Below are 25,600 nucleotides of genomic sequence, written 5' to 3' on the forward strand. Positions count from 1 at the left end.
TCATCCTCATCCTTGCATCGACTCAATGATTTTTAAAGAACAACACAAACAGGTGAAGTCATGACCACATCTCAACCCCTGGAACTGCTGGCACCCTTGTCCGGGGGTTTGCTGGCGCTGGATCAGGTCCCCGACCCGGTATTTTCCGGCCGCGTGATTGGCGATGGCCTGTGCATCGACCCCACCTCGCAGACCCTCTGCGCGCCGTTGGCCGGGGTGATCAGCAATATTCAGGACAGCGGACACGCCGTCAGTGTCACCGCCGATAACGGAGTGCAGGTGCTGCTGCATATTGGCCTGGACACCGTGAACCTGGCAGGCCAGGGCTTCACCCGGCTGGTCGAGGAGGGCCAGCGGGTGGAGGCCGGGCAGCCGCTGATCGAGTTCGATGCCGATTATGTGGCGCTCAATGCACGTAGCCTGCTGACCTTGATGCTCATTGTGAGCGGCGAGCCGTTTGTGCCATTGGTGGCCGGTCAGGCGCTGGTGGAGTCCGGCCAGCCTCTGGTGCAGGTCTCACCGGGGCCGATGCCCGCTGAGGTGGACGAGGAAGAGGGCAATGCGCTGTTTTCCAAGCCAGTGACATTGCCCAATGCCAGCGGCCTGCACGCCCGCCCTGCGGCGGTCTTTGCCCAGGCGGCGAAGGGGTTCAGTTCCAGCATTTTCCTGCACAAGCAAACCCTGAGCGCCAATGCCAAGTCGCTTGTGGCGATCATGGCGCTGCAGACCTCCCAGGGCGACAGCGTGCAAGTGAGCGCGGCGGGGGAAGATGCCGAGGCGGCAATCCAGGCGCTGGTGGCGTTGCTGCTCGACGGCTGTGGCGAGACGCTGCCGGTAGCGGTCGAGGCGATCAACGAGCCCGCCACGCCTGCGTCTTCTGCGTCCGTGTTGCGAGGCGTCTGCGCGTCGCCGGGCTCGGCGTTCGGCCAGGTTGTCCAAGTGGCTGAACCGGCGCTTGAGATTCCCGAAGCCGGTGCCGGAGAAACCTTCGAACGTACCGCATTGGCCCGTGGCCTGCGGGCGGCAAACGAGGCGCTGCAAGCGTTGCAGGCCAAGGCGGCCGGCAGTGCCCAGGCCGAGATCTTCCGCGCCCACCAGGAACTGCTCGAAGACCCGACCCTGCTTGAACAAGCCCATAGCCTGCTGGCCGAAGGCAAGAGCGCGGCCTTTGCCTGGAATACGGCCACGGTGGCGACCGCCAGGCTCTTCGAAGGCTTGGGTAAAACGCTGCTGGCTGAGCGTGCGGCGGATTTGGCCGACGTCGGCCAGCGCGTGCTCAAGTTGATCCTGGGGGTGCCGGAGCGTTCCATGGAGCTGCCGGAGTGCGCCATTCTGGTCGCCGAACAATTGACCCCCTCACAAACCGCCGGCCTGGATACCAGCAAAGTGCTGGGCTTCGTCACGGTCGCCGGTGGCGCTACCAGCCACGTGGCCATCCTCGCCCGGGCCCTCGGCCTGCCATCCCTTTGCGGCGTACCCAGTCAAGTATTGGCCTTGGCCAACGGCAAGCGGGTACTGCTCAACGCCGACAAAGGCGAGCTGCAGCTGGAGCCGAACCTGGCTGAAATCGAGCAACTGCAGGCGGTTCGTCAACAGCAAAAGCTACGGCTGCAGCGTGAAGTGGCACAGGCCTCACAGGCGGCGGTCACCCGCGACGGTCACCACGTCGAGGTCACAGCCAACGTCGCCTCATTGCAGGAAGTGGAACAGTCACTGACCCTGGGCGCTGAAGGCGTGGGTCTGCTGCGTTCGGAGTTCCTCTACCTGGAACGCAACCGTGCCCCGAGCGCAGAGGAGCAGGCCGACACCTACAGCGCCATCGCCCGCGCCCTCGGCCCCGAGCGTAATCTGGTGGTACGTACCCTGGATGTGGGCGGCGATAAACCCTTGGCCTATGTGCCGATGGAAAGCGAGACCAACCCATTCCTTGGCCTGCGCGGTATCCGCCTGTGCCTGGAACGCCCCGAACTGCTGCGTGAACAGTTGCGTGCGATTCTTGCCAGTGCAGGCTTGGCGCGGCTGCATATCATGTTGCCGATGGTCAGCCTGCTGTCGGAGCTGCATCTGGCGCGCAAGATGCTCGAAGAAGAGGCGCTGGCCCTCGGGCTGGCCGAGTTACCAAAGCTGGGCATCATGATCGAAGTCCCCAGCGCAGCGCTGATGGCGGATGTGTTTGCGCCCTATGTGGATTTCTTCTCCATCGGCACCAACGACCTGACCCAGTACACCCTGGCCATGGACCGCGACCATCCGCGCCTGGCCAGCCAGGCCGACAGTTTTCACCCGGCCGTCCTGCGCCTGATCGACATCACCGTCAAGGCGGCCCATGCCCATGGCAAGTGGGTGGGCGTATGTGGTGCGCTGGCGTCCGAAACCCTTGCTGTGCCGGCGTTGATCGGCCTGGGTGTGGATGAGCTGTCGGTCAGCGTGCCGCTGATCCCCACCATCAAGGCCACCGTGCGCGAACTGGACCTGCACGACTGCCAGATCATTGCCCGCCAAGTGCTGGGCCTGGAAGAAGCCGACCAAGTGCGCGAGGCCCTGCGCCTGTACCACGCGGCCACCGTTGAAACCTCACCTGTCGTGGAGCACTGAGCATGTTCGAGAAATTGCAGCGGGCGTTCTGGAAAGCCCTGACGCCTGATTTGGTGGCCGAGACGGTCGCACCGACGACGCCGAGCCTGTTGTCGGCCGATGTGGTGAGTGCATTGGGCGGGGAGGGGAACGTCACGTCACAGCAGCGCGTGGCACTCACGCGGGTGCGCGTGCAATTGAAGGAGGTGGGTGGGTTGGATGAGTCGGCGTTGAAGGCTGCCGGTATACCCGCAGTGATGGTACTGCCGGGCGGCGTGCTCCATCTGCTCACCGGCCTATAAGGCGACGATGATCAGATGTGGGAGCTGGGCTTGCCCGCGATAGCGGTGTGTCAGGCGCCGACTACCTCGACTGTCAGGCCGCCATCGCGGGCAAGCCCGGCTCCCACAGAGATTTGCTGTGTGCGGGCTGTCGTGATCAGAGTTGCGGGGTGTCTTGCGGTGGCTTGGTCTTGTCCACGCCCGGCACATGCAGGTTGCCTTCCACCACCTGGTTACCCTCCAGCTGCGGCTGGGTCACCCAGGTGAGGATGTCGTAGTAACGCCGGATGTTGGCCACAAAATGCACCGGCTCGCCGCCGCGGGCGTAGCCGTAGCGGGTCTTGCTGTACCACTGCTTCTGCGACAGGCGTGGCAGCATCTTCTTCACGTCCAGCCACTTGTTCGGGTTCAGGCCTTCTTTCTTCGCCAGGAGGCGCGCGTCGTCCAGGTGGCCGGTGCCTACGTTGTAGGCGGCGAGGGCGAACCAGGTGCGGTCGGGTTCGGCGATCTTGTCGTCCAGCTCATCCTTGATCCGGGCCAGGTACTTGGCGCCGCCCATGATGCTCTGCTTGGGGTCAAGGCGGTTGGACACGCCCATGGCTTGCGCGGTGTTCTGGGTCAGCATCATCAGGCCGCGCACGCCGGTCTTGGACGTGACCGTGGGTTGCCACAGCGATTCCTGATAACCAATGGCTGCCAGTAAACGCCAATCGACTTTCTCGGCCTTGGCATAGGCGCGAAAGTGTTTCTCGTACTTGGGCAGGCGTTGTTGCAAGTGCTGGGCAAAGGTGTAGGCGCCGACATAGCCGAGGACATCGACGTGCCCGTAGTAGCGGTCCTTCAGGCGTTGCAAAGTGCCATTCTTCTCGACCTTGTCCAGGTAACTGTTGATCTCGTTGAGCAGGCTGTTGTCGTCGCCTGCTGCCACGGCCCAGCTTTGATTGCTGGCATTGCCGAGGTCGAAGGCCACGCGCACGTTGGGGAAGTACACCTGGTTCATGGCCACTTCGTTGGAGTCCACCAGGGTCAGGTCGATTTGCCCTTCGTCGACCATGCGCAGCAAATCCACCACTTCAACGGCGTCGGATTCTTCGTACTCGATGGCCGGGTTCTGTTTTTTCAGCGCCGCCAGTTGCTCGGCGTGGGTGCTGCCCTTGAGCACCATGATCTTCTTGCCCACCAGGTCGGCGGCGTTGGTGGGGCGCGATTGGCCGTTGCGGTAGATAATCTGTGGGGTGACTTCAAGGTACGGGTGGGAGAAGCGCACCTGCTGCTGGCGCTGGTCGCTGCTCACCAGGCCGGCGGCGGCGAGTACCGGGCCGTTGGGTTTGCCCAGCCGGCTGAACAGGTCGTCGAGGTTGTCGGCCGTCTCGATTTCCAGCTTCACCCCCAGGTCGTCGGCAAAGCGCTTGACCAGTTCGTATTCGAAGCCGGTTTCACCGTTGCGATCCTGGAAATACGTAGCGGGACTGTTGCGAGTGACCACCCGCAATACGCCATCCTCCTTGATTCGCTCCAGTGTGCTGGGTTTATCAACACAGGCACTGAGCATCAGGAAGAGCAAGGTGGCGATGAGCCATTTGGCGCATCGCAGGCGCGAAACAGTTGGGAAGAACATCTGCGCAGTATACGCAAACGGCTCACGGCGCCATATCTCGACAGCGGCGCACTTGTCTGCTAGCCAGCGTAAAACTGTGCTGCAGCCCGCAGAAACGGGGCTTGGCGAGCGATTGTGACGGTTAAAATAACTGCGCCCAATACCCTGGATAACGCCGTAACTGCAGGCAAAGCGTGCCAACTGACGTTCGGCGGCGGCCACCGGTAGCGTTTCGGGTGCCGTTGGCGAAGGTTTACGCTAGAATGCACGGCCTCAAAGCACACCCCTTCCCGAGGCTGTCCCGAAGATGTTGATCCTGCGCGGCGCTCCTGCCCTTTCTGCCTTTCGCCACAGCAAACTCCTTGAGCAACTGAGCCAGAAGGTTCCAGCTGTTACAGGCCTGTACGCTGAATTTGCTCACTTCGCCGACGTAACCGGCGTCTTGACCGCCGACGAACAGCAAGTGCTGGCACGCCTTCTGAAGTACGGCCCAAGCGTTCCCGTTCAAGAGCCGACTGGCCGCTTGTTCCTGGTTCTGCCACGGTTCGGCACCATCTCGCCCTGGTCGAGCAAGGCCAGCGACATCGCCCGCAACTGCGGCCTGGATAAAATCCAGCGCCTGGAGCGTGGGATCGCCTTCTACGTCGCCGGGCAGTTCAGCGACGCCGAGGCCGAGCTGATCGCCAGCAGCCTGCACGACCGCATGACCCAGATCATCGTCAGCCAGCTGGAACAGGCTGCCGGCCTGTTCAGCCACGCCGAACCCAAGCCGCTCACCGCGATTGACGTGCTGGGCGGTGGCCGCGCCGCCCTCGAGAAGGCCAACACCGAGCTGGGTCTAGCCCTGGCCGAAGACGAGATCGACTATCTGGTCAACGCCTTCACCGGCTTGAAGCGCAACCCCCACGACATCGAACTGATGATGTTCGCCCAGGCCAACTCCGAGCACTGCCGTCACAAGATCTTCAACGCCAGTTGGGACATCGACGGCCAAAGCCAGGAAAAAAGCCTGTTCGGCATGATCAAGAACACCTACGTGATGCACAGCGAAGGCGTTTTGTCGGCTTATAAGGACAACGCCTCGGTGATCGTCGGCTCCGTCGCCGGTCGCTTCTTCCCGGACCCGGAAACCCGCCAGTACGGCGCGGTGCAGGAGCCGGTGCACATCCTGATGAAGGTTGAAACCCACAACCACCCGACCGCGATTGCCCCGTTCCCGGGCGCAGCCACCGGTTCGGGCGGCGAAATCCGTGACGAAGGCGCCACCGGCCGTGGTGCCAAGCCCAAGGCGGGCCTTACCGGTTTCACCGTGTCCAACCTGCAGATCCCGGGCTTCGAACAGCCGTGGGAAGTGCCGTACGGCAAGCCTGAGCGCATCGTCACCGCGCTGGACATCATGATCGAAGGCCCGCTGGGCGGCGCCGCGTTCAACAACGAATTCGGGCGCCCGGCGCTCACCGGTTACTTCCGGACCTTCGAGCAGTCCATCACCACCCCGCGTGGCGATGAAGTGCGCGGCTACCACAAGCCGATCATGTTGGCTGGCGGTATGGGCAACATCCGTGAAGAACACGTCAAGAAAGGCGAGATTCTGGTCGGCTCCAAGCTGATCGTGCTCGGCGGCCCGGCGATGCTGATCGGCCTGGGCGGCGGTGCGGCCTCTTCCATGGCCACCGGCACCAGCTCGGCCGACCTGGACTTCGCTTCCGTACAGCGCGAAAACCCTGAGATGGAGCGCCGCTGCCAGGAAGTCATCGACCGTTGCTGGCAGTTGGGTGACAAGAACCCGATCAGCTTCATCCACGACGTCGGCGCCGGTGGTTTGTCCAACGCCTTCCCGGAACTGGTCAACGATGGCGACCGTGGTGGCCGTTTCGAACTGCGCAACATTCCAAACGACGAGCCGGGCATGGCCCCGCACGAAATCTGGAGCAACGAATCCCAGGAACGCTACGTACTGGCTGTTGGCCCTGAAGACTTCGCACGCTTCCAGGCCATCTGCGAACGCGAGCGTTGCCCGTTTGCCGTGGTCGGCGAAGCCACTGCCGAGCCGCAGTTGACGGTTACAGATAGCCACTTCGGCAACAGCCCGGTGGACATGCCGTTGGAAGTGCTGCTGGGCAAAGCCCCGCGCATGCACCGTTCGGCGGTACGTGAAAGCGAGCTGGGCGATGATTTCGACCCAAGCACGCTGGACCTGGCCAACAGCATCGAACGCGTGCTGCACCACCCGGCCGTGGCGAGCAAAAGCTTTTTGATCACCATCGGCGACCGCACCATCACCGGCCTGGTTGCCCGTGACCAAATGGTCGGTCCATGGCAGGTGCCGGTGGCCGACGTTGCCGTCACCGCCACCAGCTTCGACGTGTACACCGGTGAAGCCATGGCCATGGGCGAGCGCACACCGCTGGCCCTGCTGGACGCTCCGGCGTCGGGCCGCATGGCCATTGGTGAAACCCTCACCAACATTGCGGCCTCGCGTATCGGCAAGCTGTCCGACATCAAGTTGTCGGCCAACTGGATGTCCGCTGCCGGCCACCCAGGTGAAGATGCGCGCCTGTACGACACGGTCAAAGCTGTCGGCATGGAGCTGTGCCCGGAACTGGGTATCACCATTCCGGTGGGCAAGGACTCCATGTCCATGGCCACCCGCTGGAACGAAGACGGCACCGACAAGAGCGTCACTTCGCCGCTGTCGCTGATCGTCACCGGTTTTGCGCCGGTCACTGACATCCGCCAGACCCTGACCCCGCAACTGCGCATGGACAAGGGCACCACCGACCTGATCCTGATCGACCTGGGCCGTGGTCAGAACCGCATGGGCGCTTCGATCCTGGCGCAAACCCACGGCAAGCTCGGCAAGCAGGCCCCGGACGTCGATGACGCCGAAGACCTCAAAGCCTTCTTCGCCGTGATCCAGGGCCTGAACGCCGACGGCCACCTGTTGGCTTACCACGACCGTTCCGACGGTGGTTTGCTGACCAGTGTTGTCGAAATGGCCTTCGCCGGTCACTGCGGCCTGAACATCGTGCTCGACAGCGTTGCCGAGGATGCTGCCGAAATCAACGGCATCCTGTTCAACGAAGAGTTGGGTGCTGTGATTCAGGTGCGTCAGGACGCTACCCCAGACGTGCTCGCGCAGTTCAGCGCCGCTGGCCTGGCCGAGTGCGTGGCGGTGATTGGCCAGCCGATCAACAACGGCGAAGTCAATATCTCCTTCAACGGCGACACGGTCTTTACCGGTCAGCGCCGCTTGCTGCAACGCCAGTGGGCCGAGACCAGCTACCAGATCCAGCGTCTGCGCGACAACGCCGACTGCGCCGAGCAGGAATTCGACGTGATCCTGGAAGAAGACAACCCGGGCCTGAGCACCATGCTCAGCTTCGACGTCAACCAGGACATCGCCGCGCCTTACATCAAGAAGGGCATTCGCCCACAGGTTGCCGTACTGCGTGAGCAGGGCGTCAACGGCCAGGTGGAAATGGCAGCAGCGTTCGACCGCGCCGGCTTCAATGCGATCGACGTGCACATGAGCGACATCCTCGCCGGTCGCGTTGACCTCAACGAGTTCAAAGGCCTGGTTGCCTGCGGTGGTTTCTCCTACGGCGACGTGCTGGGTGCCGGTGAAGGCTGGGCCAAGTCGGCCCTGTTCAACAGCCGTGCCCGCGACGCGTTCCAGGGCTTCTTCGAACGCAACGACAGCTTCACCCTGGGTGTGTGCAACGGTTGCCAGATGATGTCCAACCTCAGCGAACTGATCCCGGGCAGCGAGTTCTGGCCGCACTTTGTGCGTAACCGTTCCGAGCAGTTCGAAGCCCGTGTCGCCATGGTGCAGGTGCAGGAGTCCAACTCGATCTTCCTGCAGGGCATGGCCGGTTCGCGCATGCCAATCGCCATCGCCCACGGTGAAGGCCACGCCGAATTCAGCAGCGAAGAAGCGCTGCTTGAAGCCGACCTGTCCGGCACTGTAGCCCTGCGTTTCGTCGACAACCACGGCAAGGTCACCGAAAGCTACCCGGCCAACCCGAACGGCTCGCCACGCGGGATCACCGGCCTTACCAGCCGCGACGGTCGCGTGACCATCATGATGCCGCACCCGGAACGCGTATTCCGCGCCGTGCAAAACTCGTGGCGCCCGGAAGAGTGGAGCGAAGACGGCGCCTGGATGCGCATGTTCCGCAACGCTCGCGTGTGGGTGAACTAAGGCCGTGTACAAGCTCGCCTTCTTCGTGCCCGACAGCCATGTGGAGACGGTAAAAACCGCCGTCTTCGCAGCCGGCGGCGGGCGCATCGGCGACTACGACAGCTGCGCCTGGCAAGTGCTGGGCCAGGGCCAATTCCGCGCGTTGGACGGCAGTCAGCCGTTTATCGGGCAGGTGGGCCAGGTTGAAGTGGTTGAAGAGTGGAAGGTTGAGTTGGTGGTGGCAGATGAATTGATCGTGGCCGCTGTGGCTGCTTTGAAACTCAGTCACCCGTATGAGACTCCGGCGTATGAGGTGTGGCAGTTGGCGGATTTTTGATTCGTGGGCTGTATAAACAAGAAACCCGCTGGGCCCGTTTGGTCAGCGGGTTTTTTGTTGGTTTTAAGTGCCAATCGCAGGCAAGCCAGCTCCCACATTTGACCCCGTTGTCAGACCGTACATCAATCCCATGTGGGAGCTGGCTTGCCTGCGATGGCGTCGGCGCAAGCGCCTCAGAACTTTCCGACAAGCCTTTCAGGTTGTCCGTCGGAACTCGCACAACTAACCTTCTCGAGTCGCTGCCAATTCAGTGACCGGGACTGCAAGCCTGAAAAGTCACTAGGAGCCTATTCCATATGGAGTTTAATGATGATCAGCGACAACTTGCTAACTGGTTCAATCTCATCTCAAGCCGAGTCCCGCCAAGCTGGTGATTCACCGTCCGACCAGATCTTCACCGTACTACCCAGTCTGAACACCGAAACCCTGCTCGCCAATGCCTCCCAAGACCTGGCATCCGTACAGGCACTGGCGGGTAATCTGGCTTTTGAAATCGACGGCCCGCACCGTGATGCGGTGCTGGGGATTCATCGGATGGTAGAGGGTATTCAGTTGATGGTGGATCGAGTACTGGATCTACACGAAGTACCCACCAGTAACTGAATACACCACACTCTGTGGCGAGGGAGCTTGCTCCCGCTGGAGTGCGAAGCGCTCCCAGGATTTTTGGGACCGCTGCGCAGCCCAGCGGGAGCAAGCTCCCTCGCCACAGGGGAAATCAGGCGTTGATCCGGCGAGTCACCAACCGCTCCAACGCTTCACCCAACCCCGACGCCTTGTCACCCATCAACAGGTGCCAAACACCGCTCTCAAGCTGACTCACACCCTGGCAACCGAGCGCAGTGAGCTGAGCCTCAGACAACCGCGAATCATCCCCCAATTCCACCCGCAGCCGGGTCATCGCCACCGCTTCCAGATGCCGTACATTCCCCCGGCCACCCAGCGCATTCAGCCATTTCTCGGCCTCCTGCACATTCACCGTCACCGGCTTATCCACAGGCGCAACCGCTGCAGGCTTTGCGGCAACAAACCCCGGCATCGCCAAGCGGATTTCATCAGCAATGCTATCGGCCATCGGCCCGACCACCACCTGCAAACTCCCACCATTCCCCGGCCGCACCACAGCCATGGCACCCAGCGCTTTCAACTCTGCATCCACCGCCTTGTTGCGATCCACCATGTCCAAGCGAAGCCGCGTGGTACAAGCACCCACACTCAGCAAGTTCTCGGCGCCTCCCAACGCCTGGATATAAGCCGTCGCACGCTGGTTATCACTCATCGCTTCAGCCTGCACCACCTGGATGTCTTCACGGCCCGGCGTCTTCAGGTTGAAGCGGCGGATGCAGTAGCTGAACACCGTGTAGTAGATCACCGAGTAGGCCAGGCCTACCGGTACCACCAACCAGCCATTGGTGGACTTGCCCCAGCCCAGCACCATGTCGATAAACCCACCGGAGAAGGTAAAGCCCAGGTGGATATTCAGCAGGTCGGTGACCGCCATCGACAGGCCGGTGAGCAGCGCGTGAATCAGGTACAGGAAGGGCGCCAGGAACATGAAGGCAAATTCAATCGGCTCGGTCACCCCGGTGAGGAACGAGGTCAGCGCCATCGACAGGAAGATCCCGCCCATCACTTTGCGCCGCTCAGGCAAAGCATTGCGGTACATCGCCAGACACGCCGCGGGCAGTCCGAACAGCATCACCGGGAACATGCCGGTCATGAACTGGCCGCCTTTGGGGTCGCCGGCAAAGTAGCGGGTCAGGTCGCCCGTGACCACCGCGCCGGTTACCGGGTCGGTGAAGCTGCCGAACACGAACCACGCCATATTGTTGAGGATGTGATGCAAGCCAGTGACGATCAGCAGGCGGTTGAACACGCCAAACACGAACGCACCGAGGCTGCCGCTTTCCATCAACAGCACGCCGAAGCTGTTGATGCCGTGCTGGATCGGGGGCCAGATCAGGCCGAAAATCACGCCCAGGCCCACCGCGCTGAACCCGGTGACAATCGGCACAAACCGCCGCCCACCGAAGAACGCCAGGTACTCCGGCAACTTGATGTCCTTGAAGCGGTTGTACAGCCCACCGGCCATCAAGCCGCTGGCGATACCGGCGAGCATGCCCATGTTGATGGTGGTGTCCATCACCTTGAGCGTGGAGATCATCACCAGGTAACCAATCGCCCCGGCCAGGCCCGCAGTGCCGTTGTTGTCACGGGCAAAACCCACGGCAATGCCGATGGAGAAGATCAGCGCCAGGTTGGCGAAGATCGCCTGGCCAGCGTCGTGCATCACCGCGATGTTGAGCAAGTCGGTGTCGCCCAGGCGCAGCAGCAGGCCGGCGATCGGCAGGATCGCGATCGGCAGCATCAAGGCGCGGCCCAGGCGTTGCAGGCCTTCGATAAAGTGTTGGTACATGGCGTGTCTCCCTATTCTTGTTGTTTTCAGCTCAGCGGCCAGTGGTGTTGACAGGCTTGGCGAACGGCCTTGGCGCTGCTCAGGTTGAGCAGTTCCTGGCTCAGCTGCCGGCATTGCGCCGCGTCCAGATGGCGAACGCGGTCCTTGATCTCTCCGACCTGCGGCGGGCTCACCGACAGCTCGGTGACGCCCAGGCCGACCAGTACCGGCGTGGCCAGCGGGTCAGAAGCCAACGCACCGCACACGCCGACCCAACGCCCGTGCTTCGCCGCACCGGCGCAGGTGTGCGCGATCAGTCGCAGCAAGGCCGGGTGCAGCGCATCGACGCGCGCGGCCAAGCCTGCGTGGTCGCGGTCCATGGCCAGGGTGTACTGGGACAGGTCATTGGTGCCGATGGACAAAAAGTCCGCATGTTCGGCCAGCTGTTCAGCCATCAGCGCAGCGGCGGGCACTTCGATCATCACCCCCAGTTCGGGGCGCTGGCTCAAACCCAACTCGGCGCACAGTTCATCCAGGCGCTGGCGAATCTGCAGCAGTTCATCCACCTCGCTGACCATCGGCAACAGGATGCGACAACGCGCCAGCGGCGAGACTTGCAGCAGGGCACGCAGTTGCTGGTCGAGCAATTCCGGACGCACTTGGGCCATGCGAATGCCGCGCAGGCCCAACACCGGGTTGGCCTCGATCGGCAGCGGCAAATAGTCGAGCTGCTTGTCGCCGCCCACGTCGATGGTGCGGATGATCACCGACTTGTCGCCCATGGCATCCAATACGGCCTGATAAGCCTGACGCTGTTCCTGCTCATCCGGCGCGGTACGGCGGTCGACGAAGAGGAATTCGGTGCGTAGAAGGCCGACGCCATCGGCACCGTTTTCAAACGCCACTTGGGCCTCGCTGCTGGAGGCAACATTGGCGGCGATTTCAATGTTCACACCGTCGCGGGTGCGTGCCGGTTGTTGCGCCTGGGCCTGTTGCTGCTGGCGACGCAGTTTTTGCGCGTCGCGTATCTGGTGCACTTCAGCATGGCGCGCATCGGTAGGGGCCAGTTCCAGGCGGCCATTGATGGCGTCCAGCACCACGCGCTGGCCCTGAGGCACATCCAATACCTCGGCACCGAGGGCGACCACGCAGGGTAAGCCTTTCCCCCGAGCAAGTATCGCGACGTGGGAGGTGGCGCCGCCTTCGGCCATGCAGATACCGGCGGCCTGCTGTTCACTCAGTTGCAGCAAGTCTGACGGGGTCAGTTCATGGGCGCTGACAATCGATCCGGCGGGTAACTCAAAGTGCCAGGCCTCACCCAGCAAGGCCCGCAATACGCGTTGTTGCAGGTCGCGAAGATCGTTGGCGCGCTCGGCAAACAACGGCTTGCCCAACGCCAACAGCACGGCGCACTGGGCCTGGATCGCATCACGCCAGGCGTGGGTGGCAGCGCTGCCGTGGGCGATGGCGTCGGTGGCCGCTTCCAGCAGCGCCGGGTCTTCGAGCAGTGCAAGGTGAGCGGCGAAGATGTCTTCTTCCTCGACATTCTTGCGTTGGCGGGCATGCTCGAGGGTGCTGCGGATTTCGTCACGCACCTGCTCCAGTGCCGTGTCGAGGCGCTGCTGTTGTTCGTCGGCGCTATGGTTACCGGTGTCTTCGGGCAGCTCGATGCCGGACAGGCGGAACAGTGGCCCGCACACCAGGCCGGGTGCTGCACACACGCCTTGCAGCACATCGGCTTCCACACTGGCGCGACGTGGCGCAGCAGTGGCTACCGGGGCGTGATGGGCTTCGCTGACCGCCACGGATAGCGCCGCGACCAGCCCTTGCAACGCCGCCTCTGCGTCTTGGCCACGGCAACTCACCCGCACTTCGTCGCCTTCGCCGATGCCCAGTCCCATCAAGCCAATCAGGCTGTCGCACGACGCCGATTTATCAGCGAAGTGCAGGTGCGACTGGCTGCTGAAACCCTGGGCGGTCTTGCGGATCAGGGCGGCAGGGCGTGCATGCAAACCGCCTCGATGGGTAATGCGTACGCTGGCGCTGGCCTCGAAGCTGGAGTTATCCACAGCTGCTTGGGCGGTGGCGGTGGTGCGCGCAGCAATCTGCAACAACGGCTCACCGATCTTGACCGTCTTCAGCGTCACGGGCGTCAGCTCAAAGCGGTCACTGTTGGTCAGGATGATCAGGCTCACCAGGCTCTTGCACTGGCGTGCGATGCGGTCCAGATCAAACTGCACTAACGGCTGACCCTCGCTCACCCGTGCGCCGTCCTTCACCAGCAAGGCAAAGCCTTCGCCATTGAGTTCCACGGTGTCGATGCCCACGTGCATCAATACTTCTGCACCGTTATCGGCGCGGATGGTCAGCGCATGGCCGGTGCGCGCGACGTGGATGATCACGCCGTCACAGGGCGCGTGCAGGCAGTCGTTCAACGGGTCGATAGCGAGACCGTCGCCCATGGCGCCGCTGGCGAACACTTCGTCGGGGACGCGGTTCAGGGCCAGCACCGGCCCACTCAAGGGGGCGCTAAGGGTCAATGGATTATTGTTGTTGGGCATGGGCACGGTACTCATCAGGAAAACGCCGCTTTAGTGCGTGCGGGTGACTTTGCTCAGGTGGCGCGGCTGGTCCGGGTCCATGCCCCGTGCCTCAGCAAGGCCTGCGGCCATCACGTAGAAGCTCTGGATAGCCAGGATCGGGTCCAGGCTCGGGTGTTCGGCGCGGCTCAGCGTCAGGTCGCGTTCGGCGATATCGTCCGGCGCAGCCAGCAGCACGCGTGCGCCGCGTTGGCGCATATCGGCGGCCAGGCTCAACAGGCCGGCCTGCTCGGCGCCGCGGGGGGCGAACACCAGTAGGGGGTAGTTCTCGTCGATCAAGGCCATCGGCCCGTGGCGCACTTCGGCGCTGCTGAAGGCTTCGGCCTGGATCGCCGAGGTTTCCTTGAGCTTGAGCGCGGCTTCCTGGGCGATGGCAAACCCGGCGCCTCGGCCGATCACCATCAAGCGCTGGCTGCCTTTGAGGGCGTCGACTGCCAGGCGCCAATCCTGTCTGGCGGCGTCACGCAGTCCCTCGGGCAGGGCCTGGCAGGCTTGCAGCAAGTCGGCTTCTTGATTCCAGTGGCCGATCAACTGTGCACTGGCGCTCAGGGTGGCGATAAAACTCTTGGTGGCGGCCACGCTGAGTTCCGGCCCGGCGCACAGCGGCACATGAAATTCACAGGCGGCTTCCAGCGGTGAGTCTTCGGCATTGACCAGGGAGATGCTCAAGGCACCACGCTTGCGCAACAAGCGCAGACTGTTGACCAGGTCCGGGCTCTGCCCCGATTGGGAGAAACCAAACGCTACCTGGCCGCTGACTTTCATCGGCGCCTGCAACAGGGTCACCACCGACATCGGCAGCGACGCCACCGGAATGCCCACGTGTTGCATGGCCAGGTAGGCGAAGTAACTGGCGGCGTGGTCGGAGCTGCCGCGGGCGATGGTCATCGCCACTTGCGGCGGCTGGCGGCGCAGGCGGCCGGCGACTTCTTCCAGCATCGGGTCCAGGCGCTGCAGTTGGGCCGCGACGGCGTCGCAGGAGGCCAGGGCCTCTTCAAGCATTTTTGAAGTCAATGGTGTCTCCTTCGACCATTACGTCGGTGAGTGTCAGGGAGCGGTCCAGGCGCACGCAGTCGGCAAAGCTGCCCGGTTGCAGGCGGCCGCGTTCTTCCAGGCCCAGGTAGTCCGCAGGAAATTGCGACAGGCGTTGCGAGGCTTCACTGATGGGCAGGCCGATTTTCACCAGGTTGCGCAGCGCCTGATCCATGGTCAGCGTGCTGCCGGCCAGGGTGCCGTCGGCCAGGCGCACGCCGCCCAGGCATTTGGTCACGGTGTGGCTGCCCAGCTTGTACTCTCCGTCGGGCATGCCGGCGGCGGCGGTGGAGTCGGTGACGCAATACAGGCACGGGATCGAGCGCAGGGCTACGCGCATGGCGCCGGGGTGCACGTGCAGCAAGTCCGGGATCAGCTCGGCGTACTGGGCGTGGGCCAGCGCGGCGCCGACGATGCCGGGTTCGCGGTGATGCAGCGGGCTCATGGCGTTGTACAAATGGGTGAAACTGGTGGCGCCAGCGGCCAGGGCGGCAACGCCTTCTTCATAGCTGCCCAGGGTGTGGCCGATCTGCATGCGCACGCCGCGTTGGCTGAGGGCGCGAATCAGGCCGTCGTGGCCGGCGATTTCCGGGGCGATGGTGATCACCCGGATTGGCGCCAGGCGCAGGTAGGCTTCCACTTCTTGCATCAACGCGGTGTGGGCGAAGTTGGGTTGGGCGCCGAGTTTTCCCGGATTGATGTAGGGGCCTTCCAGGTGCACGCCGAGTACGCGGGCGCTGCCGGCTGGCCGCTGTTCGCAGAACGTGCCGAGCTCACCGAGCACGCGGGAAATTTCCTCCACCGGCGCCGTCATGGTGGTGGCCAGCAGCGAGGTGGTGCCAAAACGCACGTGGGTACGGGTAATGGTCTCGAAGGCGCTCGCACCTTCCATGATGTCGGCGCCGCCACCGCCATGCACATGCAGGTCGATAAAGCCCGGCAACAGGTAGGGCAGGTCGTTGTCGGCCGGGTCGCACGGCGTGCCGTCAATGGCGACAACCTTGCCGTGCTCATGCACCAAGCGACCACGCATCCAGCCGCTGGGCGTGAGGATATTGTCTTCAGTCATGGGCAGTTCTCTAAGTTCGCATTCAGGCGGAGTAGTCATGGCGGCGCAGCTCTGCGACAAAGTCGTAGTAGTCGTTGCGGCAGTAGGTGTCGGTGATCTCAATCGGCGTGTTGTCGGCGGTGTAGCCCACGCGGGTCATCAGCAGCATGGCGGTGCCGGGGGCGATGCCGACCAGCGCGGCGAACTCATCCGAGGCATTGATCGCCTGGATATGCTGCAAGGCGCGCACGATGGGCTTGCCGATGCTTTCCAAGTATTCGTACAACGAATTGCCGATGGCCTGGGGATGGGGCAGCACCGAGGCCGGCATGGCGGTCATTTCAATCGCCATCACCGTGTCGTCGGCTTTGCGCAGGCGCTTGAGGCGCGCCACTTTGTCGGTGGGCGACAGGCCCAGGCGGATCAGTTCTTCATGGGTCGGCGGGGTGATGTCGCGCTCCAGCCACTGAGACGTCGGCACAAACCCCTTGAGCCGCAGCATCTCGCTGAACCCCGACAGGCGCGACAAGGGTTGTTCCAGGCGCGGCGTGATGAAAGTGCCGGAGCCTTGGCTGCGACGGATCAGCCCTTGAGCCAGCAACACTTCCAGCGCTTTACGGGCGGTGACCCGCGAGATGCTCAATTGCTCGCTGAGGGCGCGTTCCGAAGGCAGGGCCTGTTCGGATTTCCACTGGCCGGCATGGATCGCTGCTTCAAGGCTGCGGGCCAGTTGCAGGTACAGCGGCGTGGATTGCTTGTCGTCGGGGCGCAGGGCCAGGATGGGATTCATCTGTCAGGTTTCCGATGCGTTATTGGAATGTTGTCGCCCGGTAATGGCCGAAAACTAATACCACTTAAATACCATGTCAATGCTGCCAAAACGGTGAAAATCCCGGTTTCAGGGCGCTTTTATGGGGCTTGGTATCAAGTGGTATTAGAGAGGTCTTTGTGGCGCGCACAAGTGCAGGGTCCCGCGCGGTGAACTGGTATTCACCGGCAGGCGCTGCCTGGGGCAGGAATTATTTTCGAATTATTTTACGAACGGCACGCGATTACGGCCGAATCTCGATGAGGGTGCCGTCTTTGACCAGGTTCCACACTTCGCGCATATCCACATTGCGCATGCCGATGCAGCCGTCGGTCCAGTCCAGGGTGTGGAACCACTGTTCCGGGTAGTCTTCGGTGTCGGGGGTGCCGTGGATCATGATCATGCTGCCCGGCTTTACGCCTTCGCGGCGGGCGCGGGCGGCGTCGCTGATGTTCGGGTAGGAAATGTGCATGGCCAGGTTGAAGCGGTCGCTGGTCTTGCGCCAGTCGATCCAGTAGAGGCCTTCGGGCGTGCGGCGGTCACCTTCGATCAGCTTGTGGCCCTTGGGGTTCTTGCCCAGGGAGATGCGATAGGTCTTGAACGGCTTGCCGTCGTTGATCAGCTGCAGCTGGTGGGCGGACTTGAGCACCAGGACTTTCTCGACCGTTTTACCGCCAAGGGTTTGCACCGTGGAGGCCGGGGACAGCGTGGCGAACGACAGGCAGATCAGAGCAAGCAACCAACGCATTGAAACGGTATCCCTTTGGCGACATTGGCCGGCTTGTTATTGGGCGGGCTTGGACAGCGGTGGCACAGATTCGCTACGTACCGGGTATGCCTGTTGGCGACGGTCAGCGAAGAAGCATTCTAAGGTACGCCCGACCGTGCGGAAAGCCAGCTCGGACCAAGGGATATCGGCTTCGTCGAACAACCTCACTTCCAGGCTTTCCTGGCCAGCGGCAAAGTCCAGGTCGATCAGTTCGGCGCGGTAGAAGATATGCACCTGGCTGATGTGCGGCACATTGATCAGGGTATAGAGGCTCAGGTTGCGCACCCGGGCGCAGGCTTCTTCCAGGGTTTCACGCATGGCCGCCTGCTCGACGGTTTCGCCGTTTTCCATAAAGCCTGCGGGCAGGGTCCAGTAACCCAGGCGTGGCTCGATGGCGCGGCGGCACAACAGCACTTGGTCGCCCCATACCGGCAGGGTACCGGCGACAATATTGGGGTTCTGGTAATGAATGGTCGAGCAGTGGTCGCATACATAGCGCAGGCGTGCGTCGCCTTCGGGAATGCGTTGGGTCACCGGTTTGCCGCACTGGCTGCAGAAATTCATGCTGGGGTTCCTGGAGAATGGGCACATCTTGGCTTGGTGCCGGGCGTTCCTGCAAGTTGTCGTTTAGCGACAGCCCTGCGGTTTTGGGGTTGGGCGCGTGCACGCTTTGGTGCATGATGCAAGGTAGCCAACAGACCGAGATGACTCATGCTGGACGAGCTACTTCGACGGGTAAGCAACCACACCCCCCACACCCTGGAAACCGACGGGCGTTTCCCCGAGGCTGCGGTGCTGGTGCCGATTACCCGCAGTGACGAACCCGAGCTGATCCTGACCCTGCGCGCCAGCGGCCTGTCGACCCATGGTGGCGAAGTGGCCTTTCCCGGCGGGCGCCGCGACCCTGAAGACCCGGACCTGATCTTTACCGCCTTGCGCGAAGCCGAAGAAGAAATAGGCCTGCCGCCGGGACTGGTTGAAGTCATCGGCCCGTTGAGCCCGCTGATTTCCCTGCACGGCATCCGCGTAACGCCGTATGTGGGCGTGATCCCCGATTACGTTGAATACCTGGCCAACGACGCTGAAATCGCCGCTGTCTTCAGTGTGCCCCTGGAGTTTTTCCGCCAGGACCCGCGCGAACATACCCACCGCATCGATTACCAGGGCCGCAGTTGGTATGTGCCAAGCTACAGGTTCGGCGAATACAAGATCTGGGGGCTGACGGCGATCATGATTGTCGAGCTGATCAACCTGCTCTATGACGATGCCAAGATCAGCCTGCACCAGCCGCCCAAAAGTTTTATCAATATCTAAGCCATCGCATGAATGGCAAGCCGTGAGGGAAAACCATGAAATACCGCCTGGGCGACGCCCGCGTCGAGACGCATCCCAACAGTTGGGTCGCACCCAATGCCACGCTGGTAGGCAAGGTCAAGCTGGAGGAGGGCGCCAACGTCTGGTTCAACGCGGTGTTGCGCGGCGATAACGAGCTGATCCTGATCGGCAAGAACAGCAACGTGCAGGACGGCAGCGTGATGCACACCGACATGGGTTACCCGCTGACCCTCGGCACCGGCGTGACCATCGGCCATAACGCCATGCTGCACGGCTGCACCGTTGACGACTACAGCCTGATCGGTATTAACGCAGTGGTGCTCAACGGCGCCAAGATTGGCAAGCATTGCATCATCGGCGCCAACTCGCTGATCGGTGAAGGCAAGGAAATCCCCGATGGCTCGCTGGTCATGGGCTCGCCAGGCAAAGTGGTGCGTGAGCTGACCGAGGCGCAGAAGCGGATGCTCGAAGCCAGCGCTGCGCACTATGTGCATAACTCGCAGCGTTACGCGCGGGATCTGGTTGAGCAGGAAGAATGAGTACGGTTGAACGGCCTGTTGCCTCGCCGTGCGTGAGTATTTGCGCACTGGACGACGACGATATCTGCACCGGCTGTCAGCGCAATGTGGATGAGATTACGCGCTGGAGCCGCATGGACAACGCCGAGCGCCGGCTGGTGCTGGGGTTGTGCCATGAGCGGGCGGTGGCGAGTGGGATAGTGTGGATGACCCCTGGGAAATCTGGCGCCTGACAGGCCGCCATCGCAGGCAAGCCAGCTCCCACCCTTGATGTGTGAGTACCTTCAAATGTGGGAGCTGGCTTGCCTGCGATGAGGCCCTGCCAGACGACATCCTTGTAATTGTGTACCCTGTGCGGCATTGCCCACAGGTCCATCCTCCATGTTTTTCCTGATCGCCTATATCAGCAGCGTCGTACTGATCAACTTCGCCTTCTCCACCGCCCCACACCTGGACGTCATCTGGTCCGCCTGGGGTGGCCTGGTATTTATCCTGCGCGACATGGTGCAAACCCGCTTCGGCCATGGCGCAATCATCGCCATGCTCGCGGCGCTGGTGCTCTCCTATATCACCTCCGACCCGTCCATTGCCCTGGCCAGTGCCACGGCGTTTGCGGTGTCCGAGTGCATCGACTGGCTGGTTTTCACCATCACCAAGCGCCCGCTGCATGACCGCCTGTGGATAAGTTCGGCGCTGAGCATTCCCCTCGATACCTTTATCTTTTTCGGCCTGATCGGCGCACTGACCCCAGCGGTGGCGGGCACGGCGTTGGTGTCCAAGTTCGCCGGTGTCACCGTGGTCTGGCTGATCATGGCCTGGCGCATCCGCCGGCGGGCAGTCGCCAACTGAGGCCAATTTTTACAGTTCATGTAAAATGCCCGCCTTTCTCCCCCATGATCCGCTCCCCTGAGGACCTGAGATGACCCGAATCGGAACTCCATTGTCGCCAACCGCGACCCGCGTTTTGCTGTGTGGCTGCGGTGAGCTGGGCAAGGAAGTGGTAATCGAACTGCAACGCCTGGGCGTTGAAGTGATTGCCGTGGATCGCTACGCCAACGCGCCGGCCATGCAGGTGGCGCACCGTAGCCATGTGATCAACATGCTCGACGGCGCCGCATTGCGTGCGGTGATCGAGGCGGAGAAGCCGCATTTCATCGTGCCGGAAATCGAAGCCATCGCCACCGCGACCCTGGTTGAGCTGGAGGCCGAAGGTTTCACCGTGATCCCCACCGCCCGCGCCACGTCGCTGACCATGAACCGTGAAGGCATCCGTCGCCTGGCCGCCGAAGAGCTGGACCTGCCGACCTCGCCGTACCACTTCGCCGATACCTTCGAAGATTACAGCAAGGCCGTCCAGGACCTGGGCTTTCCGTGCGTGGTCAAGCCGGTGATGAGTTCGTCGGGCAAGGGCCAGAGCCTGTTGCGCAGCGCCGACGACGTGCAGAAAGCCTGGGACTACGCCCAAGAGGGCGGGCGTGCCGGCAAGGGTCGGGTGATCATCGAAGGCTTTATCGACTTCGACTACGAAATCACCCTGCTGACCGTGCGCCACATCGGCGGCACCACGTTCTGCGCGCCGGTGGGCCATCGTCAGGAGAAGGGCGACTATCAGGAATCCTGGCAGCCACAGGCCATGAGCCCGATTGCCTTGGCAGAGTCCCAGCGCGTTGCCAAAGCCGTGACCGAAGCCTTGGGTGGCCGTGGCTTGTTTGGCGTGGAATTGTTCATCAAGGGCGATCAGGTGTGGTTCAGCGAAGTGTCGCCGCGCCCCCATGACACTGGCCTGGTGACCCTGATTTCCCAAGACCTGTCGCAGTTTGCCTTGCACGCACGCGCCATTCTCGGCCTGCCGATCCCATTGATCCGTCAGTTCGGGCCTTCGGCGTCGGCGGTGATCCTGGTGGAAGGGCAGTCGACCCAGACGGCGTTTGCCAACCTCGGCGCTGCGTTGAGCGAGCCGGATACGGCGTTGCGTCTGTTTGGCAAGCCTGAAGTGAATGGCCAGCGCCGTATGGGCGTGGCGCTGGCGCGGGACGAGTCGATTGAAGCGGCTCGTGCCAAGGCGACACGTGCTTCCCAAGCAGTTGTTGTAGAGCTCTAAGCCGCCACGCTCGTTCCCACGCTTTGCGTGGGAATGCCTCTTGTGACGCGCTGCGTCGCGCTTGGGGACGCAGAGCGTCCCTAACTGCATTCCCACGCAGAGCGTGGGAACGAGCATGGGGTCAGGCGACCTTGTTCAAGTCGTTATCCCGCGTCTCTTTCAGGCACAGCACCGCAATCAAGCTCAGCAACGCGGCCGCCGATACATATCCTCCGACATAACTCAAACCACCCATCGCCACCAGCTTGGTCGCGAAGAACGGCGCCGCCGAGGCCCCCACGATCCCACCCAGGTTATACGCTGCCGATGCACCGGTATAACGCACGCGGGTCGGGAACAGTTCTGGCAGCAGCGCGCCCATCGGTGCGAAGGTCACGCCCATCAAAAACAGCTCCAACGCCAGAAACAGCGCCACGGCCCAGGTCGAGCCATGGGTCAGCAGCGGCTCCATGGTAAAGCCCGACAGAATCGCCAGGACCGCGCCTACAATCAGCACCGGCTTGCGCCCGTAGCGATCACTGGCCAGGGCGGCCAGTGGTGTCGCCAGCCCCATGAACAGCACCGCGAAACACAGCAGGCCGAGGAAGGTTTCACGGCTGTAGCCCAAGGTGGAAACACCGTAGCTCAACGAAAACGCCGTGGTGATATAGAACAGCGCATAGCACACCACCATCGACGCGGCGCCCAGCAGTACCGGCAGCCAATGCTGGCTGAACAGTTCTACCAGCGGCACTTTCACTGGTTTTTCCTTGGCCACTGCATTGGCGAACACCGGCGTCTCATGCAACTTGAGGCGTGCATACAGGCCCACCATCACCAGTGCGGCGCTGAGGATGAACGGAATGCGCCAGCCCCAGCTGCGAAATTGCTCGTCATTCAGGCTCATGGCCAAAATCAGGAACAAACCGTTGGCCGCCAGGAAGCCTATCGACGGGCCCAGTTGCGGGAACATGCCGAACCAGGCGCGCTTGCCCTTGGGGGCATTCTCGGTCGCCAGCAAGGCCGCGCCGCCCCATTCCCCACCCAGGCCGAGGCCTTGGCCGAAACGCAAGACACACAAGAGAATCGGCGCCCAGGCACCGATGCTGTCGTAGCCCGGCAGCAAGCCGATCAGGGTAGTACATACACCCATCAGTAGCAGTGAAGCCACGAGGGTTGATTTACGGCCGATACGGTCACCGAAGTGACCGAACAACGCCGACCCCAGAGGGCGGGCGATAAAAGCGATACCGAAGGTCAGGAACGATGCCAGCATCTGCGCGGTGCCGGAGGTCTGTGGGAAGAACACCGGGCCGATCACCAGGGCGGCAGCCGTGGCGTAGATGTAGAAATCGTAGAACTCAATGGCGGTGCCGACGATGCTCGCGGTGGCGACGCGGGCGGTCGAGTTGGCAGGTGCGGCGCTCGCAGCCTCTTGGTAGGTGGTGCTCATGACGTTATCCCTGACGGTTATTGCGCGTTTGGACGCGGATTATTATTGGTCGAACACCCATGGATCAGGGCTGTGCGCGGGGCGGCTCGGGATGGGAGCAAACACCGGTCGGACATGGTAAGGCGGTGCCAGGACACGCTGGGTGCGGGTAGCACGCGGTCGGGCGGGGCTTGGGTAAGCCGCTGGGATTATAGGAAGGGGGCTAAGGATCCAACAAGGGGCTGGTGAGGATCTATGGCCTGGAACTGGATCAATGTGGGAGCTGGCTTGCCTGCGATAGCATCACCTCGGTTCAACTGAAGGACCGAGTCGCCTGCATCGCAGGCAAGCCAGCTCCCACATTGACCGGGTTGAGCCTGCTGAGGTCAGGCAGCGACTGGCACGTGGCTGGTATGCCAGATCAATACTTTGCTCACCCGGTTGTCTTCGGTCTCGAGGATTTCCAGGCGATAGCGGCCGACTTTCAGGCAGACCGCGCAATCGGGGATGGTTTCCAGCGCTTCGGTCACCAGGCCGTTGAGGGTTTTGGGGCCGTCGCTGGGCAGGTGCCAGCCCAGGCTCTTGTTCAGTTCGCGGATCGAAGCGGCGCCATCGATGATGTAGCGGCCATCGGGCTGGGCTTCGATGTGCGGGTTATCCACAGCCTGATCGCTTTCGAATTCGCCGACGATTTCTTCCAGGATATCTTCCAGGGTGACGATGCCCAGCACTTCACCGTACTCGTCCACCACCATGCCCAGGCGCCGCTGCTGTTTGTGGAAATTCAGCAGTTGCAGCTGCAACGGCGTGCTTTCCGGCACGAAGTAAGGCTCGTGGCAGGCGGCGAGCAGGGCCTCTTTGGTCAGGCTGGCGTCGGGCAGCAGGTGTTGGACCTGCCGGGTATTGAGCACGGCCTGCACCTGGTTGATGTCGCTGTGGAACACGGGCAGGCGGGTGCGCGGTGAGGTGCGCAACTGTTCGATGATGTCTTCTATCGACTCATCAAGGTTGATGCCGTCCACTTCGCTGCGCGGCACCAGGATGTCGTTGACCGTGATGTTGTCCAGGGCATGGATACCTGGCAGGCCGGGAGTGCGGTCGGCGTCGGTGTCGGGCTCTGGGTCGTCATCATGGTCGGGCAGGGGCTCGTCGCTGTTTTTCACCACGCCGGATTTGCGTGCAAACGGGCGCAATAACAGCTGGCTGATGCCATTGAGCAGCCAGGCCAGCGGGTAAAGGATTTTCAGCGGCACGCCCAGCAATGTATTGCCAAAGCCCAGCACTGCTTGGGGGTGACGGGTAGCCAGGGTGCGGGGCAGGTAGTCGGCCAGCACCAGCAGCCCTGCGCAGGAAATCAGCCAGCCTAGCCAGGGCCCGTTCTCTGCCCAGGCATAGATCGCCAGCAGGGTGCAGAGAATCACCACGGCGGCGCGGCACAGGCTGTTACACAGGATCAGGCTATGGCGCGGGAAGCTCAGGCGTGCGGCCGCCTTGTCGCCCTGGCGGGTGCCAGGGCGCAGGGCCAGCAGGTGTTGTTGCGCAGCTTCTATGGCAGTAAACAGCGCCGCCCACAAAATCAGCAGGGCAATTACGGCGAGCATCGGCCCTAAGGGCAAGTTGTCCATGATCACTGCCCGTCAGATATGCAGGATGTATTCGCGAACCAGCTTGCTGCCGAAATAGGCCAGCATCAACAGGCAGAAACCGGCCAGGGTCCAGCGGATGGCCTTGTGCCCGCGCCAGCCGAGGCGGTTGCGCCCCCACAGCAGCACGCTGAACACGACCCACGCCAGGCACGCCAGCAAGGTTTTATGGACCAGGTGCTGGGCAAACAGGTTTTCGACGAACAGCCAGCCGGAGATCAGCGACAGTGACAGCAGGGTCCAGCCGGCCCACAGGAACCCGAACAGCAGGCTTTCCATGGTTTGCAGCGGCGGGAAGTTCTTGATCAGCCCGGACGGGTGCTTGTGCTTGAGCTGGTGATCCTGCAGCAGCAGGAGCAGGGCCTGGAACACCGCGATGGTGAACATGCCGTAGGCGAGGATCGACAGCAGGATGTGGGCGAGGATGCCCGGCTCCTCGTCGATCACCTGTACGGTGCCGGTGGGGGTGAACTGCGCCAGCAGCACCGTGAGCATTCCCAGGGGGAATAGCAGCACCAGCAGGTTCTCCACCGGAATCCGGTAGCAGGCCAGCAGCGTCAGCGCGATGACGGCCGCGGCGATCAGGCTGGCGGCGCTGAAAAAGTCCAGGCCCAGGCCGACCGGGGTCATCAGGTGGGTGAACAGGCTGGCGGCATGGGCCAGCAGGGCCAGCACGCCAAGGCCGACGAGCAGACGTTTGTCCGCTTTGGTGCCTTGGGCCAGACGAGTGCCCTGATAGAGGGTCGCAGCGGCATACAAAATGGCGGCGGCGAGGCTGGGTAGCAAACTGGGTGACAAGGGGAGCATAAATCCTGGTAGGCAAGCCCGAAAGGCGTTGAGTTTGGCACACACCTGCGCTGCAAGAAAGACTCCCGGGCCAGACAGCGGGTGTGCATGGGCGCAGTCTTCGCTATAATCCGCGACCTGCCCACGCCGCAGGCTCGGCGAACGCTGTTTTTAATAGCGAT

Annotated in this window: 21 protein-coding genes; 10 read left to right on the forward strand and 11 right to left on the reverse strand. The window is 62.5% G+C overall.

What is annotated here, in order from left to right; all coding sequences use genetic code 11:
- Positions 1 to 60 precede the first annotated feature (60 nt).
- Positions 61 to 2,595 carry a phosphoenolpyruvate--protein phosphotransferase gene (gene ptsP, locus JFT58_RS18355; protein ID WP_054897799.1) on the forward strand — a complete coding sequence of 845 codons (2,535 nt, stop codon included), beginning with the start codon at positions 61 to 63 and terminating at the stop codon, positions 2,593 to 2,595.
- 2 nt (positions 2,596 to 2,597) lie between these two features.
- Positions 2,598 to 2,876 carry a PTS transporter subunit EIIB gene (locus JFT58_RS18360; protein ID WP_054897798.1) on the forward strand — a complete coding sequence of 93 codons (279 nt, stop codon included), beginning with the start codon at positions 2,598 to 2,600 and terminating at the stop codon, positions 2,874 to 2,876.
- Between the two features lie 136 nt (positions 2,877 to 3,012).
- Here the strand turns inward: JFT58_RS18360 and mltF are convergent, their stop codons facing one another.
- Complete coding sequence (gene mltF / locus JFT58_RS18365; protein WP_054897797.1) at positions 3,013 to 4,473, reverse strand: membrane-bound lytic murein transglycosylase MltF; 1,461 nt, start codon at positions 4,471 to 4,473, stop codon at positions 3,013 to 3,015.
- A 286-nt stretch (positions 4,474 to 4,759) separates the two neighbouring features.
- Here mltF and purL point away from each other — a divergent pair, with 286 nt between their 5' ends.
- From purL to JFT58_RS18380, 3 genes are all read left to right on the forward strand, one after another.
- Positions 4,760 to 8,656 (forward strand): phosphoribosylformylglycinamidine synthase, encoded by a 3,897-nt coding sequence (gene purL, locus JFT58_RS18370; RefSeq protein WP_054897796.1) that lies wholly within the window; start codon positions 4,760 to 4,762, stop codon positions 8,654 to 8,656.
- A gap of 4 nt (positions 8,657 to 8,660) precedes the next feature.
- Positions 8,661 to 8,972: a hypothetical protein gene (locus tag JFT58_RS18375; protein ID WP_054897795.1), complete on the forward strand. Its 312-nt coding sequence runs from the start codon at positions 8,661 to 8,663 to the stop codon at positions 8,970 to 8,972.
- Between the two features lie 309 nt (positions 8,973 to 9,281).
- A complete protein-coding gene (locus tag JFT58_RS18380; RefSeq protein ID WP_229999976.1) occupies positions 9,282 to 9,575 on the forward strand; it encodes a DUF6124 family protein in 294 nt (97 codons plus the stop codon).
- Positions 9,576 to 9,690: 115 nt separating this feature from the next.
- Here the strand turns inward: JFT58_RS18380 and nagE are convergent, their stop codons facing one another.
- The 7 genes from nagE to JFT58_RS18415 all read right to left on the reverse strand — a co-directional run bounded on the left by nagE (position 9,691) and on the right by JFT58_RS18415 (position 18,188).
- A complete protein-coding gene (nagE, locus tag JFT58_RS18385; protein ID WP_054898912.1) occupies positions 9,691 to 11,388 on the reverse strand; it encodes an N-acetylglucosamine-specific PTS transporter subunit IIBC in 1,698 nt (565 codons plus the stop codon).
- Positions 11,389 to 11,414: 26 nt separating this feature from the next.
- Complete coding sequence (gene ptsP / locus JFT58_RS18390; RefSeq protein ID WP_054898911.1) at positions 11,415 to 13,928, reverse strand: phosphoenolpyruvate--protein phosphotransferase; 2,514 nt, start codon at positions 13,926 to 13,928, stop codon at positions 11,415 to 11,417.
- Positions 13,929 to 13,958: 30 nt separating this feature from the next.
- On the reverse strand, positions 13,959 to 14,981 hold the full coding sequence (locus JFT58_RS18395) for an SIS domain-containing protein (protein WP_087149524.1): 1,023 nt from the start codon (positions 14,979 to 14,981) through the stop codon (positions 13,959 to 13,961).
- The gene (gene nagA / locus JFT58_RS18400; protein ID WP_054898909.1) at positions 14,962 to 16,068 is read right to left on the reverse strand and encodes an N-acetylglucosamine-6-phosphate deacetylase; all 1,107 of its coding nucleotides are present in this window, start codon (positions 16,066 to 16,068) and stop codon (positions 14,962 to 14,964) included. The genes JFT58_RS18395 and nagA overlap by 20 nt, the downstream gene beginning before the upstream one ends.
- Positions 16,069 to 16,090: 22 nt before the next feature.
- Entirely contained in the window at positions 16,091 to 16,837 is a 747-nt protein-coding gene (locus JFT58_RS18405) for a GntR family transcriptional regulator (RefSeq protein ID WP_032895423.1), read from the reverse strand.
- A gap of 262 nt (positions 16,838 to 17,099) precedes the next feature.
- Positions 17,100 to 17,603, reverse strand: a complete 504-nt coding sequence (locus JFT58_RS18410; protein WP_014719790.1) for a L,D-transpeptidase family protein — start codon at positions 17,601 to 17,603, stop codon at positions 17,100 to 17,102.
- Between the two features lie 36 nt (positions 17,604 to 17,639).
- Complete coding sequence (locus JFT58_RS18415; RefSeq protein WP_034128643.1) at positions 17,640 to 18,188, reverse strand: NUDIX hydrolase; 549 nt, start codon at positions 18,186 to 18,188, stop codon at positions 17,640 to 17,642.
- Between the two features lie 147 nt (positions 18,189 to 18,335).
- Here JFT58_RS18415 and JFT58_RS18420 point away from each other — a divergent pair, with 147 nt between their 5' ends.
- The 5 genes from JFT58_RS18420 (at position 18,336) to purT (ending at position 21,578) form a co-directional block, all read left to right on the forward strand.
- Entirely contained in the window at positions 18,336 to 18,938 is a 603-nt protein-coding gene (locus JFT58_RS18420; RefSeq protein ID WP_017736785.1) for a CoA pyrophosphatase, read from the forward strand.
- Between the two features lie 35 nt (positions 18,939 to 18,973).
- Positions 18,974 to 19,498 carry a gamma carbonic anhydrase family protein gene (locus JFT58_RS18425; RefSeq protein ID WP_054898908.1) on the forward strand — a complete coding sequence of 175 codons (525 nt, stop codon included), beginning with the start codon at positions 18,974 to 18,976 and terminating at the stop codon, positions 19,496 to 19,498.
- Positions 19,495 to 19,710 (forward strand): DUF1289 domain-containing protein, encoded by a 216-nt coding sequence (locus JFT58_RS18430; protein WP_054898907.1) that lies wholly within the window; start codon positions 19,495 to 19,497, stop codon positions 19,708 to 19,710. Before JFT58_RS18425 ends, JFT58_RS18430 begins: the two co-directional genes overlap by 4 nt.
- 148 nt (positions 19,711 to 19,858) lie before the next feature.
- A complete protein-coding gene (locus tag JFT58_RS18435; RefSeq protein WP_198834488.1) occupies positions 19,859 to 20,326 on the forward strand; it encodes a preQ0 transporter in 468 nt (155 codons plus the stop codon).
- A 70-nt stretch (positions 20,327 to 20,396) separates the two neighbouring features.
- Complete coding sequence (gene purT / locus JFT58_RS18440) at positions 20,397 to 21,578, forward strand: formate-dependent phosphoribosylglycinamide formyltransferase (protein ID WP_054898906.1); 1,182 nt, start codon at positions 20,397 to 20,399, stop codon at positions 21,576 to 21,578.
- 121 nt (positions 21,579 to 21,699) lie between these two features.
- Here the strand turns inward: purT and JFT58_RS18445 are convergent, their stop codons facing one another.
- The 3 genes from JFT58_RS18445 to JFT58_RS18455 all read right to left on the reverse strand — a co-directional run bounded on the left by JFT58_RS18445 (position 21,700) and on the right by JFT58_RS18455 (position 25,439).
- Positions 21,700 to 23,010 carry an MFS transporter gene (locus tag JFT58_RS18445; RefSeq protein WP_003193968.1) on the reverse strand — a complete coding sequence of 437 codons (1,311 nt, stop codon included), beginning with the start codon at positions 23,008 to 23,010 and terminating at the stop codon, positions 21,700 to 21,702.
- Positions 23,011 to 23,375: 365 nt separating this feature from the next.
- Positions 23,376 to 24,614, reverse strand: coding sequence for a transporter associated domain-containing protein (locus tag JFT58_RS18450; protein WP_054898904.1), 1,239 nt, complete (start codon positions 24,612 to 24,614; stop codon positions 23,376 to 23,378).
- A 12-nt stretch (positions 24,615 to 24,626) separates the two neighbouring features.
- Positions 24,627 to 25,439, reverse strand: a complete 813-nt coding sequence (locus JFT58_RS18455; protein ID WP_034115853.1) for a cytochrome C assembly family protein — start codon at positions 25,437 to 25,439, stop codon at positions 24,627 to 24,629.
- Positions 25,440 to 25,600: the final 161 nt, after the last annotated feature.

It is taken from the genome of Pseudomonas sp. MF6767, from assembly GCF_016405475.1.
GTDB classification, from domain to species: domain Bacteria; phylum Pseudomonadota; class Gammaproteobacteria; order Pseudomonadales; family Pseudomonadaceae; genus Aquipseudomonas; species Aquipseudomonas paracarnis.